Annotated in this window: 14 protein-coding genes; 7 read left to right on the forward strand and 7 right to left on the reverse strand. The window is 64.3% G+C overall.

Features of this window, described 5'->3' with window-relative positions; genetic code table 11:
- Window positions 1-70: 70 nt before the first annotated feature.
- From LB569_RS17560 to LB569_RS17590, 7 genes are all read right to left on the reverse strand, one after another.
- Window positions 71-949, reverse strand: coding sequence for an SMP-30/gluconolactonase/LRE family protein (locus tag LB569_RS17560; RefSeq protein WP_224693359.1), 879 nt, complete (start codon window positions 947-949; stop codon window positions 71-73).
- Between the two features lie 46 nt (window positions 950-995).
- Window positions 996-1,958: a 3-keto-5-aminohexanoate cleavage protein gene (locus tag LB569_RS17565; protein ID WP_224693360.1), complete on the reverse strand. Its 963-nt coding sequence runs from the start codon at window positions 1,956-1,958 to the stop codon at window positions 996-998.
- Window positions 1,955-2,902, reverse strand: coding sequence for a 3-hydroxyacyl-CoA dehydrogenase (locus tag LB569_RS17570; protein ID WP_224693362.1), 948 nt, complete (start codon window positions 2,900-2,902; stop codon window positions 1,955-1,957). Before LB569_RS17570 ends, LB569_RS17565 begins: the two co-directional genes overlap by 4 nt.
- Before the next feature lie 12 nt (window positions 2,903-2,914).
- Window positions 2,915-3,721 (reverse strand): SDR family oxidoreductase, encoded by an 807-nt coding sequence (locus LB569_RS17575; RefSeq protein ID WP_224538937.1) that lies wholly within the window; start codon window positions 3,719-3,721, stop codon window positions 2,915-2,917.
- 12 nt (window positions 3,722-3,733) lie between these two features.
- Window positions 3,734-5,809 (reverse strand): ABC transporter permease, encoded by a 2,076-nt coding sequence (locus LB569_RS17580; protein WP_224693363.1) that lies wholly within the window; start codon window positions 5,807-5,809, stop codon window positions 3,734-3,736.
- The gene (locus tag LB569_RS17585; protein ID WP_224693364.1) at window positions 5,806-7,338 is read right to left on the reverse strand and encodes a sugar ABC transporter ATP-binding protein; all 1,533 of its coding nucleotides are present in this window, start codon (window positions 7,336-7,338) and stop codon (window positions 5,806-5,808) included. The genes LB569_RS17580 and LB569_RS17585 overlap by 4 nt, the downstream gene beginning before the upstream one ends.
- A gap of 96 nt (window positions 7,339-7,434) precedes the next feature.
- The gene (locus tag LB569_RS17590; protein ID WP_224693365.1) at window positions 7,435-8,562 is read right to left on the reverse strand and encodes a sugar ABC transporter substrate-binding protein; all 1,128 of its coding nucleotides are present in this window, start codon (window positions 8,560-8,562) and stop codon (window positions 7,435-7,437) included.
- A 206-nt stretch (window positions 8,563-8,768) separates the two neighbouring features.
- Here LB569_RS17590 and LB569_RS17595 point away from each other — a divergent pair, with 206 nt between their 5' ends.
- From LB569_RS17595 to LB569_RS17625, 7 genes are all read left to right on the forward strand, one after another.
- A complete protein-coding gene (locus LB569_RS17595) occupies window positions 8,769-9,449 on the forward strand; it encodes a GntR family transcriptional regulator (protein WP_224693367.1) in 681 nt (226 codons plus the stop codon).
- Between the two features lie 76 nt (window positions 9,450-9,525).
- Window positions 9,526-10,989, forward strand: coding sequence for a phospholipase D-like domain-containing protein (locus LB569_RS17600; protein ID WP_140704603.1), 1,464 nt, complete (start codon window positions 9,526-9,528; stop codon window positions 10,987-10,989).
- 121 nt (window positions 10,990-11,110) lie between these two features.
- On the forward strand, window positions 11,111-11,911 hold the full coding sequence (locus tag LB569_RS17605; protein WP_140704601.1) for an endonuclease/exonuclease/phosphatase family protein: 801 nt from the start codon (window positions 11,111-11,113) through the stop codon (window positions 11,909-11,911).
- Window positions 11,912-12,021: 110 nt separating this feature from the next.
- Entirely contained in the window at window positions 12,022-12,336 is a 315-nt protein-coding gene (locus tag LB569_RS17610; RefSeq protein WP_224693368.1) for a hypothetical protein, read from the forward strand.
- A 137-nt stretch (window positions 12,337-12,473) separates the two neighbouring features.
- Window positions 12,474-13,076 (forward strand): ANTAR domain-containing response regulator, encoded by a 603-nt coding sequence (locus LB569_RS17615; protein WP_224693369.1) that lies wholly within the window; start codon window positions 12,474-12,476, stop codon window positions 13,074-13,076.
- Between the two features lie 2 nt (window positions 13,077-13,078).
- Entirely contained in the window at window positions 13,079-14,314 is a 1,236-nt protein-coding gene (locus LB569_RS17620; RefSeq protein WP_224693480.1) for a CmpA/NrtA family ABC transporter substrate-binding protein, read from the forward strand.
- Window positions 14,315-14,668: 354 nt separating this feature from the next.
- Complete coding sequence (locus LB569_RS17625) at window positions 14,669-15,985, forward strand: CmpA/NrtA family ABC transporter substrate-binding protein (protein ID WP_224693370.1); 1,317 nt, start codon at window positions 14,669-14,671, stop codon at window positions 15,983-15,985.
- The last annotated feature ends 22 nt before the right edge of the window (window positions 15,986-16,007 follow it).

Raw genomic sequence — 16,007 nt, forward strand, 5'->3', positions numbered from 1 at the left:
CCGGCCGTCACCGCGGCCTGGCCGATTTCATTGACGAGAGACAGCAACTGGTGCCGTCATTCGGCCGAGGTCAGCCGCCAAAGCGCGGTTCGGCGATACCCTTGATTCCCAGGCCAGTGATGGCAAACAGGCTGCCGCGCAGCACGCCGTCGCCGGGGAAGCGCGGCAGCGGCGGCTTGGCCATCGAGGTGACGTAGAGCGTGTCGAGCTTCGGCCCGCCGAACATGACGCTGGTGATCTTCTTCACCGGCATGTCGATGATGCGGTCGACCGAGCCATCAGGCGCATAGCGCACCAGCCTTCCGTCATAGACCAGCGCATTCCACAGATAACCCTCCGCGTCGACGGTGGAGCCGTCGGCGGCCCCACCCTTGCTGGTGTCGACGCGCACGAAGGTACGGCGATTGGTGGCCGCGCCGGTGGCGATGTCATAGTCGTAGGCCCAGATCTCGCCGGTCCAGGTGTCGGCGAAATAGAAGGTGCGGTCGTCGGGGCTCCAGCATGGGCCGTTGGAGCAGATGATGCCGGAATCGATCCTGGTCACCGAAAAATCCGGATCGAGCCGGTAGAGCCCGCCGGAGGGGCCTTCCTCCATCGTATCCATCGAGCCGGCGAAGAAGCGGCCGCGTCGGTCGACCTTGCCGTCATTGAGACGGTTCATCGGCCTGTCCGGTTCCGGGTCATGGATCAGCGTCACCTCGCCGGTGGCGAAATCGAGCAGATGGAAGCCGCGCTGCAGCGAGACGACCGCCCCGCTGCCATCCCTGCGCAGCGCCATCGAGCCGATCTTCATCGGCACGTCCCAGGAGCGGATTTCGCGCCCGTCGGCGGTCGCCCGAAACACGCGACCGTCGAAACTGTCGATCCAGTAGAGGCGCTCCTGTTCGACGTCCCACAAAGGCCCCTCGCCCAGCGTCGTCTTCACGTCCACCACGACTTCGATCTTCATGCCATCCTCCCATATATTGGTGTGCAGCGGCGATTGGTCGGCCGCCTCAGAAAGCAACCTTGTCGCCGCCCTTCAAGGACAGGATTTCGCGCGCCTCGTCGGGCGTCGCCACCTCCATGCCAAGCCCTTCGATGATCTTGCGCGCCAGCACGACCTGTTCGGCATTCGACTTGGCAAGCTTGCCCTTGCCGGCCCACAGGCTGTCCTCCAATCCGACACGGATGTTGCCGCCGAGCGCCGCCGATTGCGCGGCGATGCGCAACTGGCTGGCGCCGGCGCCAAGCACCGACCAGCGGAACTGGTCGCCGAACAAGCGGTCGGCGGTGCGCTTCATATGCGCGACATCCTCCGGATGCGTGCCGATGCCGCCGAGCAGGCCGAACACCGACTGGACGAAGAAGGGCGGCTTAACCAGCCCGCGATCGGCGAAATGGGCGAGATTGTAGAGATGGGCGATGTCGTAGCATTCGAATTCGAAGCGTGTGCCGTTGTCGTAGCAGGTCGCCAGGATGTACTCGATGTCCTTGAACGAATTGCGGAAGACGAGATCGCGCGTCGCTTCGAGATGCGGCTTTTCCCAGTCGAATTTGAAGGTCTCGTATTTGTCGGCGAGATGGTAGAGCCCGAAATTGATCGAGCCCATGTTGAGCGAGGCGACCTCGGGCTTGAACTGGGCTGCCGGCTTCACGCGCTCCTCGACCTTCATGTAGGGGCTGCCGCCGGTGGTGATGTTGATGGCGGCATTGGTGCCTTGCTTGACGCGCGGCAGGAAGCGGGCGAAGGCCTCCGGCGTCTGGTCGGGCTTGCCGGTTTCCGGATCGCGCGCGTGCAAATGCAGGATCGCAGCGCCGGCCTCTGCCGCGGCGATCGCTTCCGAGGCAATCTGATCCGGCGTTATCGGCAGATAGGGCGACATTGTCGGCGTATGGATCGCTCCCGTCACCGCGCAGGTGATGATGACCTTGCCCCTGGCCGCCGTTGCGCCAGATTTGCGGCTGGTTTCTTTCATTGTCCGAACTCCTGATCCGATTTCTTCTTGTGCGCCGCCAGCGCCATCAGCCGGCGGTCGCGCCACACCTGCCGCTCGCCTAGATTTTCCCTGGGCAAGCGCTTGTTGCGCTCGGCCTCGACGGTTGCCATCACCTCGCCCGCCCAATCGACCCGGCGCAGCATCTGCGGAAAGATGTTTGAGTAGATGCCCTGGTAGCGATCGACATAGTCGCGCACGCCACCGGGCGCGTTGAGATCGATGGTCTCGAACGGACCCATGAAGGACCAGCGCAGCGCCAGGCCGTCGCGGATGCCGATGTCGACATCCTCGACGTTGGCATAGCCGTCGGCGACCAGCCGGAACGCTTCCTCAAGCAACGCGCCTTGCAGGCGGTTCATGATGAAGCCGTCGAGTTCGCGCTTCATCACCAGCGGCGCATGGCCGGCCTCGATGAGGAAGGCGCGCGTGGTTTCAAGCGTCTCGGCCGACGTCCACGGCGATGGCACCACCTCCGCAGCCGGAATGAGATAGGGCGGGTTGATTGGGTGCACGACTAGGCAGCGATCTCGTCCCTTGAGATGGTCGGTGAATTTCGATGGCAACAGCGCCGAGGTGGAACTGGCGATCACCGCTTGCGGATCGGCGGCCGAGTCGATCAGCGAAAACACCTCACGCTTCACCTCGAGATTTTCCGGTGTGTTCTCCTGGACATGGACCGCCCCGGCCAACGCCTGCCCGAGTTCGGCGACAACAGCGATGCGATCGAGCACGGCAGCGGCGGACTGCCCCCGCAGCAGGTCGTTGGCGGCGAGATCGCCGAGCACGCCGGCGATGTAGTCGCGCGCGCCGTCGGTCGCCGATGAAGACTGGTCCCACATCGCCACATCATGGCCGGCGCGCGCGAAACTGATCGCCCAGGCCCGCCCGATGAAGCCGCTGCCGATTATCGCAACTCTTGCCATGAACCCGCCTCCTCAAAGTGTCTCGACATTGCCATCGACGCCGAGCGACTGGCCGGAGATGTTTATCCCCGCGTCCGAAAGCAGGAAGGCGACCATAGAGGCGACATCATAAGGGCTGGTCATGCGGCGCAACGAGATGTTCTGCAGGTAGCGCCCGGTCATCTCCTCATGGCTGATGCCGACCTGCTTGGCGCGCGCCGAGATGACGCCTTCGATGCGGGGGCCCTCGATGATGCCGGGCAGGATGGCGTTGACCCTGATGCCGTGCGGCCCGAGCTCCTTGGCGAGACTCTGCGTGAAGCCGATGACGCCGAACTTGGCGGCCGAGTACGGCGTGCGGAAAGCATAGCCGTGGCGGCCGGCGGCCGACGACATCGAGACGATCGAGCCGCCACCTGCCGCCTTGATCATCGGCACGGCGCGCCGCGCGCACAGGAACTGGCCGGTCAGGCAGATATCGAGGCAGCGCCGCCAGTCGTCTGGCTCGATCTCGTCGACGCCGCCGGTCGGTCCGGCAATGCCCGCATTGTTGATCAGCGCATCGAGCCCGCCGAGCTTCTCGGCGACCGTCTCGAACAGCCGGTCGACGTCGTCCTCGCGCGAGACATCAGCCTTGACCGCGGCCACCAGTTCGATCTTGCCCGGAGCAGCGGCCAGCGCCTCGTCGGAAACGTCGCAGACGACGATGCGCGCGCCAAGCCGCGACAGCGTGTCGGCGATGGCGAAGCCGATGCCACCGGCGCCAGCCGTCACCAACACGCGCTGTCCTTTGAGGCCGGCCAGGAATTCGTCCGCCGTTTCAGGTGCCTTGGTGCTCATCGTCCTGTCCTTTCAATGAGGCTGCCGTTCGCGCAGCGCCATGACGGCGCCCAGAACCACCAGCCCGTAGAGAATTGCCCGCGTCGCATAGGGCAGCGTGGTGCCGGCCAGCAGCATTTGCAGCGCGGTCAGCAAAAGCACGCCGCCGAGCATGCCGAGATAATGGCCGCGCCCGCCGGTGATCAGCGCGCCGCCGACCACGACGACGGCGATCGACGGCAAGAGGTAGTCGTCGCCCATGCCAAGGCTCGCCTGACCGGAAAAACCGGTCAGCATGACGCCGACAAGGGCCGCGCAGACCGCCGACAGCATATAGACCAGGATCAGCGTGCGCTCGACGCCGATGCCGGACAGGCGTGCCGCGCGTAAGCCGTTGCCGATGCCGTAGACCCGGCGCCCGAACGGCGTGCGTCCAAGCAAGAGCACCGCCAAGGCCACGAAGACCACCATCACCAGGACGACCGGCGTCACGAAACCGAGCCTGGCCGTCATGAACCAGCGCAGCATCGGAGACGAGAAGCCGGCCGGCGTTCCCTGCGAATAGAGCAGCGCGAAGCCTTGCAGGATGCCATTGGTGGCGAGCGTCATGACGATCGGCGAAATGCCGAGATAGACGATGCCGAAGCCATTGGCGAAACCGATGGCGCAGGCCATCACCAGCACGACCGGCAAGGCATAGACAAGGGCGGCGTCCGAGCCGTTGACCATGCCGGCCAGGATGATGCCGGAAATGCCGATCGTCCACGGCACCGAAAGATCGAGGCCGCCGGTCAGGATGACCGTTCCCTGCCCCAGCGCCAGCACGGCCAGGAAGGACGACAGCACCAGCAGCGAATTCCAGTACCCCGGGTTGAAGATGGCACGGCCGAGCCATATCTGGGTCACGATGACGATGACAAGCAGGCAGACATAGGCGGGCAGCGCATAGCGCAGGACCTCGGCGTTGCGGCGATAGAGGGCTGGAGGCGGCAGGGCTGCGTCCCGCTTACCATGCCAGGGTCCGCTGACCCTGAGCCGCCGGTCCACGCGCTCAAGCTGCGAAGGCAATATCCCGGCGCGCCAGGCGGCAAGCCGGGCGCGCGCCGCGCGAAGCTGCACGGCAAGCACCGACGTGTGGGAAAGGGAACCGGCCAAGGCAGCCAGCACCAGAATGGTGCCTTCGGCGATGGTCGCATAATAGGCCGATACGTTGAGCACCAAAAGGATGTTCACCACCATCATCAGTATGAAGGCGCCGAAGACGCTGCCCACCGGGCCGCCCTGCCCGCCGCCGAGGCGCGTGCCGCCGACGACGACCGCGGCGAACATCGACAAAAGCAGCGGATTGCCGACCAGCGGATCGCCGCTGCCGGTCTGAGCGCTGATGAACACACCGGCAAGGCCGTAGCAGCCGCCGGCGATCACATAGACGGCAAAGCGCACCAGCACGATATTGATGCCGACCGCGGCTGCGGACTCGGCGTCGCTGCCGACGGCATAGAGCGCGGTGCCGAAACGGGTTCCCTTCAGCCAGAACCAGGCAAGCAGGACCACGCCGATCACCACCAGCGGCATTGGCAGCCAACCGGTGATCGCGTCGCCCAGATAGAAGCTGCCGAGATCGGGCGATACGAAGCCGCCGGGCTTGTCCATCACCAGCAGCGTCACGCCTTGCAGGATGAACATGGTGGACAGCGTCACCACGATGGGCTGCATGCGCAGCACGGCGATGAAGAAGCCGTTGAAGGCGCCCACCGCCATGCCGACGCCGATGCCGACCGCCGTCCACAGGACGATGCTGGCGCCCGGCGCCATCGGATCCATGCTCGATGCCAGCACGGCATTGACCAGCGATATCACCGCGCCGGCTGACAGGTCGAAGCCGCCCGCCAGGATCACAATGGTCTGGCCGATGGCCGCGAGCGCCGAGGTCGCGCCGCCGCTCGACAGGAACGACACGTCGAAATAGGTCAGCGGCCCGGCGCTGATCCAGTCGACGACGAAAAGCAGGGTCGCCAGCACGGACGCGGCGATCAGCGCGCCGCGATTGCGCGCCAGCGCGCGGCGCAGGCCGAAGCCGACTGATGCGGGGGATGAGACGCTGCTCATGCGGCGACATCCCCGGCATGCCCGAGCGCCGGCCGCATGATGGCGGGCTCGGTTATGGCGTCCCCCTCCAGTTCCGCGGCGATGTGCCCGTCATAGAGCACCAGCACCCGGTCGCATTGATGGACCAGCTCGGGAATCTCGGTCGAGTGCAACAGGATCGAGCCGCCGGCGGCGACGTAATTTCGCATCATCACATAAAGCTCATGCTTGGTGCCGACATCGATGCCGCGCGTCGGATCGAACAGAAGCAGGATGCGGCTTTGCGCCACCAGCCATTTGGCGATGGCGATCTTTTGCTGGTTGCCGCCCGAGAACGCCCCGGCCCGCGTCCACAGCGCGCGGCGGTCGACTTCGACGGCGGCGAATGCCTCTTCCACGGAGCCCGTCTCGGCCTTGGTGTCGACGAGGCCAAACCGCGTGAAGCGCGACACGACGGGCAGCGTGGCATTCTGGCTGCCCGACAGTTTCAGGAACAGGCCCTCGGACTTGCGGTCTTCCGGCACCAGGCCGATCGCCATGTTGGGCCGAAGCGCGTCGGCCGGGGAGCCGAGCCAGACTTTGCGGCCATCGACGAGAATGTCGCCGCGGGTGATTTCAGCCATGCCGAAACAGGCGAGGAACAGGTCCTGCTGACCCATTCCCTGCAATCCGGCAATGCCGAGGATCTCGCCCCGGCGCAGATCGAAATTCGCGCCGTCGAGCTTGCGTCCGACCTTGAGGTCACGCACGCCCAGAACCGGAGGCCCAAAGGCCTGGGCGCCCTCGGGCTTGGGCGGAAAAGTCTGCTCGATGCTGCGGCCGATGATCTTTTCGATCACGTCTGCATCCGAGACCTCGGCGACCGGCGCGGTGAGCATGTGGCGGCCGTTTCTCAGGATCGTCAGCGTGTCGCAAAAGGCCCTGACTTCGCGCATGCGATGGGTGATGAAGACGATGGTGGTGCCTGCCGCCTTCAGCCTGGCGATGATGTCGCCCAGCCAGTCGACGTCGCGGCCGGCGAGCGTCGAGGTCGGCTCGTCGAGCAGCAGGATGCGCGGCTTGCGATAGACGGCGCGCGCGATCTCGATCTTCTGGCGCACGGCAAGCTCGAGTTCGCCAACCTCGGCATCGAGATCGACGGAAAAGCCGAGTTCGTCGATATGACGGCGCACTGCATTGCGTGCCGCTTTGCGACGTATCAGGCCGGAGACGCCGATGGGAGCGTATGGCAACAGCATGTTGTCGAGGACCGAGAGATCGCGCACCAGGGTCATCTCCTGGAACGCCGTCTGCACGCCCAGCGCATGTGCCGCGCGCGGTGCGCCGTAGCTGATCTCCTTGCCGAAGACGCGGACATGGCCTTCGCTCGGCCGCACAAGGCCCGACAACAGTTTCACCAGCGTCGACTTGCCGGCTCCGTTCTCACCCAGCAATGCGTGGACGCTGCCGGGCGCGATGGCGAACGATACGCCGTCCAGCGCGACCGTCGGCCCAAAGGCCTTGCCGATGCCGTCGATCTCGATCGCGGGAAGTTCGAACTGTTCTGTCATGTCCTCGATCGCCGGGCTTTTGGGCGCCATCCACCGGCGCGGATCGACGATGCACGGGAGATAATCCGCGCATCGTCACCATTGGCCTTGGGAGGCTCAGTTCTCCGGCTGACCGACAAGGGCGGCGTTGAGGCCGACCTCGGGTGTCTGGTCGGAGAAGATCGAAGCAAACCAGCCGGGATTTGAGACCAGCGACGGCTTGAAGGCGTTGCAGCCTGCCTTCATTTCCGCCCATGTGCCTTCGTCGCACAGCTTGATCGTCTCATTGGTGACGACCGGCAGCGGCAGGATCGTCGTCTTCGGCACGTCCTTGCCTTCGATCGCCTCGACGGCGAGCTTCAGCGCCAGCGCACCCGAATAGGGCGGCGAGGCATAGGAAATGCGTTGCGCGCCAGCCGGTGCGTAGGGTGGAGCAGCACCTTCCACCTCGGTGCCCTCCGGCAGCATCTGGATGCGGCCGCCATTGGAACCTTCACCGGCGCATGGCAGGAGTTCGCTGGCCTTCTTGCCGGCTTCCAGCTGCATGGAGTTGGCGGTGAAGCAGCCAACCTGCATCCACAGCCCGTTTATGTCGTTCCAGTTGCGGGTGGCCAGGATCTTCGAAAGCTCGGTGCGGGCGACCGCCTGGCTCCACATACCGACAGCCTCACCGACGATCTTGATGTCGGGATATTTGGCGAAGACTTCCTTGGCGGCCTTTGTCCGCTGATCGTCGACGGACGTGCCTGGAACACCGGTGATGGCGATGATGTTACCCTTGCCATTGAGCTTCTTGACCAGCCATTCGGCGGTCACCCGGCCCGCCTCCAGCTGATCGATATGGACATTGTCGGCGCAGGGTTCGGTGATCTCGGCGTCGTAGGCAAAGACCTTCACACCCTTGTCGCAGGCATTTTTCACGACCTGGTTGAGCGCGGTCGGCGAGATCGGATAGACGACGATCGCCTCGGCGCCGCTCTGCACCATGGCGTTGATCTGCTGGATCTGGCGCTGGGCGTTCGGCCCGGCGACCTGGACCTGCAGGTCGACCTTGTCGGCCAGGCTCTTGTGCGCGGCCATGGCCTTGACCATGTTCGCCGCCTCGGCCTGCCAGTCATTGCCGATATAGCTCATGCTGAGAAATATCTTGTGCTTTTCGGCGGCCTCGGCGGCCGACACGCCAAGGGCGCAAACGGCCATGCCGGCCAGCAGCGCGAGCCGCCGGATCTTCAATCCGATTCTCATGTGAATTCCTCCCGATACGAACGACCGAATGCCTCCCAGGGGCACGAGACGCGGCCCCTGTCATCCGATCTTGGTGACCGTATCATGATTTGATCAAAGATCAATGATGAAATATCCTATAGAACGGCGCGACGCTTGACGCCGCGACCGGAACCTTGCATTTCGGGAGCATGCGCAGCCTTTTGCGCGGGAAGGTTGATCGGGAGATGGCCGGAGCGGCGTTCAGGAAGCCTGGTGTCGAGATAACGCCGCTGTCCAGGGAGACCCTGCAGGACAGGGTCTATCGCCATGTCACCGAATTGATCCTCGACGGCAGCATCGTGCCTGGCGAGATGGTGACGGTGCAAAGCCTCGCCGACGCCTTCGGCGTCAGCCCGATGCCGGTGAGGGAGGCATTGCGGCGGCTGACCGCGGCCAACGCCTTGATGGTCGTTTCAGGCCGCTCGATCGGAATTCCGGCACTCAGCCGCGCCCGCCTCGTCGACCTCAGGAATGTCCGCTTCGAGATCGAGGCGATCGCCGCCGCGTGGGCGGCCGAACACATGGACGAGCAGGGGATCGCGCGGCTCGCCCGGCATCTGGAAGTCCTCGAACAGGCCAATGCGGCGGGAGACGTCAAATCCTACCTGCGCGCCAACTACGCCTTTCATTTCTCCATCTACCGGGCCGCGGGCTCCGAGAACATCCTCAACATCATCGAGAACCTGTGGCTGCAGATCAGCCCCTATTTCAACATGCTGCACGATTCCGGAAACTATTCGACCGCCAACGAGCACCATAAGGAGATGTTCGCGGCGCTGCGTGATCGCGATGGCGAGGCGGTCAAGGCCGCCGTCCGCGCCGATATCGACGCCGCTTTCAACGTGCTGACTGGCCTGCTCAAATAGCCGTGCGTCCAATCGGTGAAGGCGGATATGGCCAGCTGCATTGCCTTCCGCGGGCGCTCGCTGGATAGTCCTGGCAATGTTCGAGACCTTGGCGATTCACTGGCCCCAAATACTGGCAATCATCTCGGTGGTGATGGCGACCATCGGCATTGCCCATGCCGTCATGACCAAGGAGGACGTTCGCGCCGCCACCGGCTGGGTCGGTGTCATGGTGCTGTCGCCGATCCTCGGCGTGCTGATCTATGCCGTCGCCGGCATCAACCGAATCCGCCGCGCCACGATCAGCGCGCAGCGCCCGCTTGCCGATGGCCTGGTGTCGGCCAAGCATGAGCGCGATGTCGCGGCCGAGGAGGCGTTGATCATCGAGCGCTATGGACAGCGCTTCACCGGCCTCAGGACGCTGGGCGACAGGGTGGCGCGGCGCGCGCTCAACCCGGGAAACGCGATCGACGTGCTGGAAAGCGGCGACGAGGCCTACCCCGCCATGCGCGCGGCGATCGACGGGGCCGAGCGCAGCGTCCTGCTCGAGACCTATATTTTCGACAATGACGCGGTTGGCCTGCTCTTCGTCGAAGCGCTGGCCGGCGCCGTCCGGCGCGGCGTCACCGTCCGCGTGCTGATCGATGCCGTCGGCGCCCGCTACTCCGTCCCCAGCATCCTGGGGCATTTGCGCAGCGCCAACATCACGGCCGATGTCTTCAACGGCAACATCGTCATGGGCCTGCGCTTGCCCTATGCCAACCTGCGGACCCACCGCAAGATCCTGGTGGTCGACGGCACGGTTGCGTTTACCGGCGGCATGAACATCCGCAAGGGTTTTTCGGCGGAGTTCGCTGGCTCCAACAGCGCCAGGGACACGCATTTCAAGGTCACCGGACCGGTTGTGGCCGATCTCTTCTCGGTCGCGGCGGAAGACTGGCGCTTCGCCACCAAGGAGGCGCTGAAGGGCGATGCCTGGCGGATCGCACCGGTTTCGCCGCCCGCCGGCCAGCCGATGCTGGTGCGCGCGGTCGCCTCCGGACCGGATGCCAGCAATGAAACCAACCACAAACTGCTGATCGGCGCCTTCTCGGTCGCGCGCAAGTCGATCCGCCTGATGTCGCCCTATTTCCTGCCTGACCGGGAACTGATCAGTGCCTTGGTCACCGCGGCGAGGCGCGGCGTCGAGATCGATGTCGTGGTGCCGGCGGTGAACAACCTCTTCCTTGTCGACCGCGCCATGACCGCGCAATTCGACCAGATTCTGAAGAATTATTGCCGCATATGGCGCACGGAAGGCCCTTTCGACCATTCCAAGCTGCTTTCGATCGACGGCGTGTGGGCCTATGTCGGATCCTCCAACCTCGATGCCCGCTCGCTGCGGCTCAACTTCGAAATCGATCTGGAGGTGCTCGACGCAGGCTTTGCCACCGAGATCGAGAACCGGATCGGCTCTGCGATCGAAACGGCCGTCCCGGTCACGCTGGCCTCCTTGCGGGCACGCCCGTTCATCATCCGCCTCTTCGACCGCATCCTCTGGCTGGGATCGCCCTATCTCTGAGAAACGCCGTGCTTAATAAAACGACGTGTTTGCCCGATAGCGTATCGTCGGCCATGGAACATCGGCCGAAAGACTCTATTTCTAGGTGCATGGTGAGAACAGCAAGGATGATGGGCGCGCTATGCGAATGAACGGTCGCAGCCTGCCGGCAAGCATGCTCCTGTCCATTCGCGACAGGCGGATGCGCAAGGCCAACGCCTTGTCGCCGAAGAAGGACGGCGTCACCGGGACGCTGGTCGCCTCCTACAACGTCCACAAATGCATCGGCGTCGACCGCAGGTTCGATCCCGACCGCACCAGCCGCGTCATCCGCGAGATCGCCCCGGACGTCATCGCCCTGCAGGAGGCCGACAATCGTTTCGGCGACCGTGACGGGCTTCTCGACCTGCACCGTCTCGAACTGGAAACCGGCCTCGTGCCGGTGCCCATTTCCGCGACGGGCAAAGGCCATGGCTGGCACGGCAATGTCCTGCTGTTCAAAAAGGGCGTCGTTCGCGACGTGCATCAGATCAGACTTCCAGGTCTCGAACCGCGCGGCGCCGTGGTGGCCGAGATCGATCTCGACGGAAATCAGTCGTTGCGCATCATCGCGGCGCATCTGGGATTGCTGCGCCGATCCCGCTCCCAGCAGGCCCAGGTCGTTCTGGATATCATGAACAGTCCCGACGAGAAGCCGACGCTCCTGCTCGGCGACCTGAACGAATGGCGGCTCGGAAACCGCTCGGCGCTGAACACGCTGCACGCGACCTTCGGCCCGCAGCCGCCGGCAGTCCCCACCTTCCCGTCCAACCTGCCGCTGCTGGCGCTCGACCGGATCATGGCCAACCGGCACGGCATGATCGCGACCGTCGAAGCGCATGACACACCGCTTTCGCGGGTGGCCTCCGATCACCTGCCGCTGACCGCCTTCGTCCGCTTTTAGTCCCTGGCCGATAACGCCTTGATGTCTCCCGTGTCGCAAAGCGTGTGGATGTGAGCGGAACACCCAGTTCTTCCGCGAGTTTATGTGTGTTGAACACGCAGGAGGATGGAATGAGAAAATTGATCTTGTCTTCGGTGCTGGCGTTTGCCGCGACAGCGGCGGCGATTGCGCCCACGCAGGCCGCCAGTCTGACGATCCAGTCCGACGACGAAAACCAATATTCCTCGGATGACGATTCCGGGATTGTTGTGCGCCGTCACCATGAGCGCCGCTACGACAACGAGTATGATGGCGACCAGAGCGTTCAGTACGACAACGACCGTGAATACCGGCGCCACCACCGCCATCACCGCTGCCACATCGAGACGGTCGTGCATTGGCGCCACCATCACAGGGTAGTCGAAGACGTTCGCGTCTGCGGCTGATCGGCGTCTCCTGCTAGGCAGATAGTTTTCGCCGCCAGGTTGGGCGCAGATAGTTTTCGCCACCAGTTGGGCAAAGCCACCGTGGCCGGTGGCTTTGCTGCATTGCACAATTTTGCGGCCTTGCTCATAATGCGGGCATGGTCCGAACTTCCCTCGCCGTCCTGGTGATCGACGAAAACCGCATCCGCGCCTCGGTTATCGAGGCCGGCTTGCGCGAGGCGGGCCATCAGCGGGTCACCGTCATCCATGACGTCAGCGGCATTGCACGCCGCATCGCCGAGATCGAGCCCGACGTCATCGTCATCGACCTGGAAAACCCCAACCGCGACATGCTGGAGAACATGTTCCAGCTGTCACGGGCGGTAAAGCGGCCGATCGCCATGTTCGTCGACCGCTCCGACCAGGCCTCGATCGAGGCCGCGGTCGATGCCGGCGTTTCGGCCTATGTCGTCAACGGCCTTCGGCAGGAGCGTGTCAAGCCAATCCTCGACATGGCGGTGAGCCGCTTCAACGCTTTCTCGCGCATGGCACGTGAACTGGAAGAGGCGCGCAGCGAACTCGAGAGCCGCAAGGTGATCGACCGCGCCAAGGGCATCTTGATGAAGTCGCGCGGCCTGAGCGAAGAGGCCGCCTACACGCTGCTGCGCAAGACCGCGATGAACCAGAATCGCAAGATCGGCGACATCGCCCAGAGCCTGGTGACTGCCGCTGGGCTGTTGGGACCGGCGGAGGACGAATGAGCATGGGCGCCGAGCACCAGATCACCGCCGGCTTCATGCCGCTTTTCGATAGCGCCGTCCTGGTGGCGGCCGGCGAACTGGGCTTTGCCGCCCGCGAAGGCATCGACCTGAAGCTGCACCGCGAGACCTCGTGGGCCAACATCCGCGACCGCATCGCCATCGGCCATTTCGACCTCGCGCACATGCTGGGACCGATGCCGCTCGCCTGCAATCTTGGCCTCACGCCCCTTGCCTCCGACACCATCGTGCCGTTTTCGCTGGGGCTCGGCGGCAACTGCGTTACCATCTCCAACGCCGTCTGGGCTGGCATGGCGGCGCATGGCGCCCTACCCGATCTCGATCCGGCGGGCGCCGGCGCGGCCCTCGGCGCCTACATCCGCGAGCGGGCCGCCGCCGGTCGCGACTCGCTGCGCTTTGCCGTCGTGCACCCGCATTCCGGGCACAATTACGAACTGCGCTATTGGCTTGCCGCCTGCGGCGTCGATCCGGAGCGGCAGATCGAGATCGTCATCGTGCCGCCGCCCTTCATGGCCGACGCGCTGGCCGCCGGCCGGATCGACGGTTATTGCGTCGGCGAACCCTGGAACAGCGCCGCGGTGGCGGCCGGCACCGGCCATATCGTCACCGTCAAGGCGCTGCTCTGGCGCAACAGCCCGGAGAAGGTCATCGGTGCGCGCAAGGCCTGGGCCGAGCAAGCCCCCGAGGCTCTGGCGGCGCTCCTGCGCGCGCTGCATCACTCGGCGCGGTGGTGCCAGGATCCGGTGAACCGCGGCGAATTGGCCGCGGTGATGGCGCAGCGCGGCTTCCTTGGCTTGCCTGCGGCCGTGCAGATGCCGATCTTGACTGGCCATCTCCGGCTGGGCGGCGGGGCGGAACTGGACATCGACGACTTCTTCCTGCCGTTCGACAAGGCCGCCAACTTTCCCTGGAAAAGCCATGCGCTGTGGTTCTACACACAGATGGTGCGCTGGGGTCATGTCGCGCACACGCCGGAGAATCTCGCCATCGCCCGCGACTGCTATCGGCCCGACCTTTACCGCTCGGCGCTGAAGCCGCTTGGCGTGGCGCTGCCCGGCGCCAATGCCAAGGTCGAGGGCGCGCTCAAGGTGGCGACTCCGGTGGGCTCGGCGGGCGCAAGCCTGATGCTCGGCCCGGACGGGTTCTTCGATGGTCAGATCTTCGATCCAGACGAGATCGACACCTATATTCAGAGCCAGAAATCGACCCTCAAGGCCTGATCATTTCGGCGCCATTATTTTGCATTGCACAAAAATTATGCGACCCGCAAGCGAGCTGATCAATATTTGACCCCGCTCGCGGCGGATCCGGTAGCCGCGAAATCCTCCGATCCCGCTGAATTCATTTGAAGTTTTGCTCCAGAGATAAACTGGCACGATTCCTGCGTTGAAATAAACGAGCCCTTCTCGGGCAATGGAATAGGCGTCCAATGGCGGGCGCCACAGGCAAAGCTGCCGCTCAGGTCGACCGCGATCCCGGATGTACGGACGCGCGAGGCCTGGCCGGCAGCTTTTTTGTTTTGGCCAGATACAATCAAACGCGCCTCTCCCGATGGCGCTCAACCGGAGACGACGATGACGAAACGGATCGGAACTGGCACGTCCCTCAAGGATTTCACCCGGCGTGATTTTCTGGCCAGCAGCGCGCTGACGGCGGGACTGTTCATTGCCGCGAAGACATTGTTTCCGGCCGGCGCCCATGCCGAGGGCAAAGGTCCAGAAGTGACCGGCGCCAAGCTCGGCTTCATTGCGCTGACCGATGCCGCGCCACTGATCATCGCCAAGGAAAAGGGCCTGTTCGAAAAATTCGGCATGCCTGATGTCGAGGTGCTCAAGCAGGCTTCCTGGGGTGCGACACGAGACAATCTGATGCTCGGCGGCGAAGCCAACGGCATCGACGGCGCCCACATCCTGACGCCGATGCCTTACCTCATGCACACCGGCAAGGTGACGCAGAACAACCAGCCGCTGCCGATGGCGATCGTGGCGCGGCTCAACTACGACTGCCAGGGCATTTCGGTCGCCCAGGAATACGCCGCGACCGGCGTCGGCCTCGACGCCTCGAAGCTGAAGGATGCCTTCGCCGCAAAGAAGGCGGCAGGCAAGGAGGTCAAGGCCGCCATGACCTTCCCGGGCGGCACGCATGATCTGTGGCTGCGCTACTGGCTGGCCGCCGGCGGCATCAACCCCGACAAGGACGTCTCGACCATCGTCGTGCCGCCGCCGCAGATGGTGGCCAACATGAAGGTCGGCAACATGGACGTGTTCTGCGTCGGCGAGCCGTGGAACGAACAGCTCGTCCACCAGGGCGTCGGCTTCACCGCCACCACGACCGGCGAGCTCTGGAAGGGCCATCCGGAAAAGGCGCTCGGCCTGCGCGCCGCCTTCATCGACAAATACCCGAACGCCGCCAAGGCGATCGTCATGGCGGTGATGGCGGCACAGCAATGGTGCGACGCCAAGGAAAACAAGGACGAGATGGCCACCATCATCGGCAAGCGTCAGTGGATGAATGTGCCCGTCGCCGACATCATCGGCCGTCTCAAGGGTGACATCAACTACGGCAATGGCCGGGTCGCCACCGCCACCGACCTCTACATGAAGTTCTGGAAGGGCGGCGTCTCCTACCCGTTCAAGAGCCACGACAGCTGGTTCCTCGCCGAAAACATCCGCTGGGGCAAGTTCGCGCCGACCACCGACATCAAGGCTTTGGTCGACCAGGTGAACCGCGAGGATATCTGGCGTGAGGCGGCCAAGGAACTGGGCGTCGCGGCAAGCGACATTCCGGCCTCGTCCTCGCGCGGCGTCGAGACCTTCTTCGATGGCAAGACTTTCGATCCGGCCAACCCCTTGGCCTATCTCGACAGCCTGACCATCAAGACATCGGCTTAGTCAGGCCGTTTGTACCCCAACG

Origin of the sequence: Mesorhizobium sp. BH1-1-4 (assembly GCF_020165665.1) — a bacterium.
Taxonomy (GTDB): Bacteria; Pseudomonadota; Alphaproteobacteria; order Rhizobiales; family Rhizobiaceae; genus Mesorhizobium.

Coding starts and splice junctions, on each gene's coding strand:
- LB569_RS17595 (WP_224693367.1), top strand. CDS start 8,769: ATGGCCGGAGCGGCGTTCAGGAAGCCTGGTGTCGAGATAACGCCGCTG.
- LB569_RS17620 (WP_224693480.1), top strand. CDS start 13,079: ATGGGCGCCGAGCACCAGATCACCGCCGGCTTCATGCCGCTTTTCGAT.
- LB569_RS17570 (WP_224693362.1), bottom strand. CDS start 2,902: ATGGCAAGAGTTGCGATAATCGGCAGCGGCTTCATCGGGCGGGCCTGG.
- LB569_RS17625 (WP_224693370.1), top strand. CDS start 14,669: ATGACGAAACGGATCGGAACTGGCACGTCCCTCAAGGATTTCACCCGG.
- LB569_RS17590 (WP_224693365.1), bottom strand. CDS start 8,562: ATGAGAATCGGATTGAAGATCCGGCGGCTCGCGCTGCTGGCCGGCATG.
- LB569_RS17615 (WP_224693369.1), top strand. CDS start 12,474: ATGGTCCGAACTTCCCTCGCCGTCCTGGTGATCGACGAAAACCGCATC.
- LB569_RS17610 (WP_224693368.1), top strand. CDS start 12,022: ATGAGAAAATTGATCTTGTCTTCGGTGCTGGCGTTTGCCGCGACAGCG.
- LB569_RS17565 (WP_224693360.1), bottom strand. CDS start 1,958: ATGAAAGAAACCAGCCGCAAATCTGGCGCAACGGCGGCCAGGGGCAAG.
- LB569_RS17605 (WP_140704601.1), top strand. CDS start 11,111: ATGCGAATGAACGGTCGCAGCCTGCCGGCAAGCATGCTCCTGTCCATT.
- LB569_RS17600 (WP_140704603.1), top strand. CDS start 9,526: ATGTTCGAGACCTTGGCGATTCACTGGCCCCAAATACTGGCAATCATC.
- LB569_RS17575 (WP_224538937.1), bottom strand. CDS start 3,721: ATGAGCACCAAGGCACCTGAAACGGCGGACGAATTCCTGGCCGGCCTC.
- LB569_RS17585 (WP_224693364.1), bottom strand. CDS start 7,338: ATGACAGAACAGTTCGAACTTCCCGCGATCGAGATCGACGGCATCGGC.
- LB569_RS17560 (WP_224693359.1), bottom strand. CDS start 949: ATGAAGATCGAAGTCGTGGTGGACGTGAAGACGACGCTGGGCGAGGGG.
- LB569_RS17580 (WP_224693363.1), bottom strand. CDS start 5,809: ATGAGCAGCGTCTCATCCCCCGCATCAGTCGGCTTCGGCCTGCGCCGC.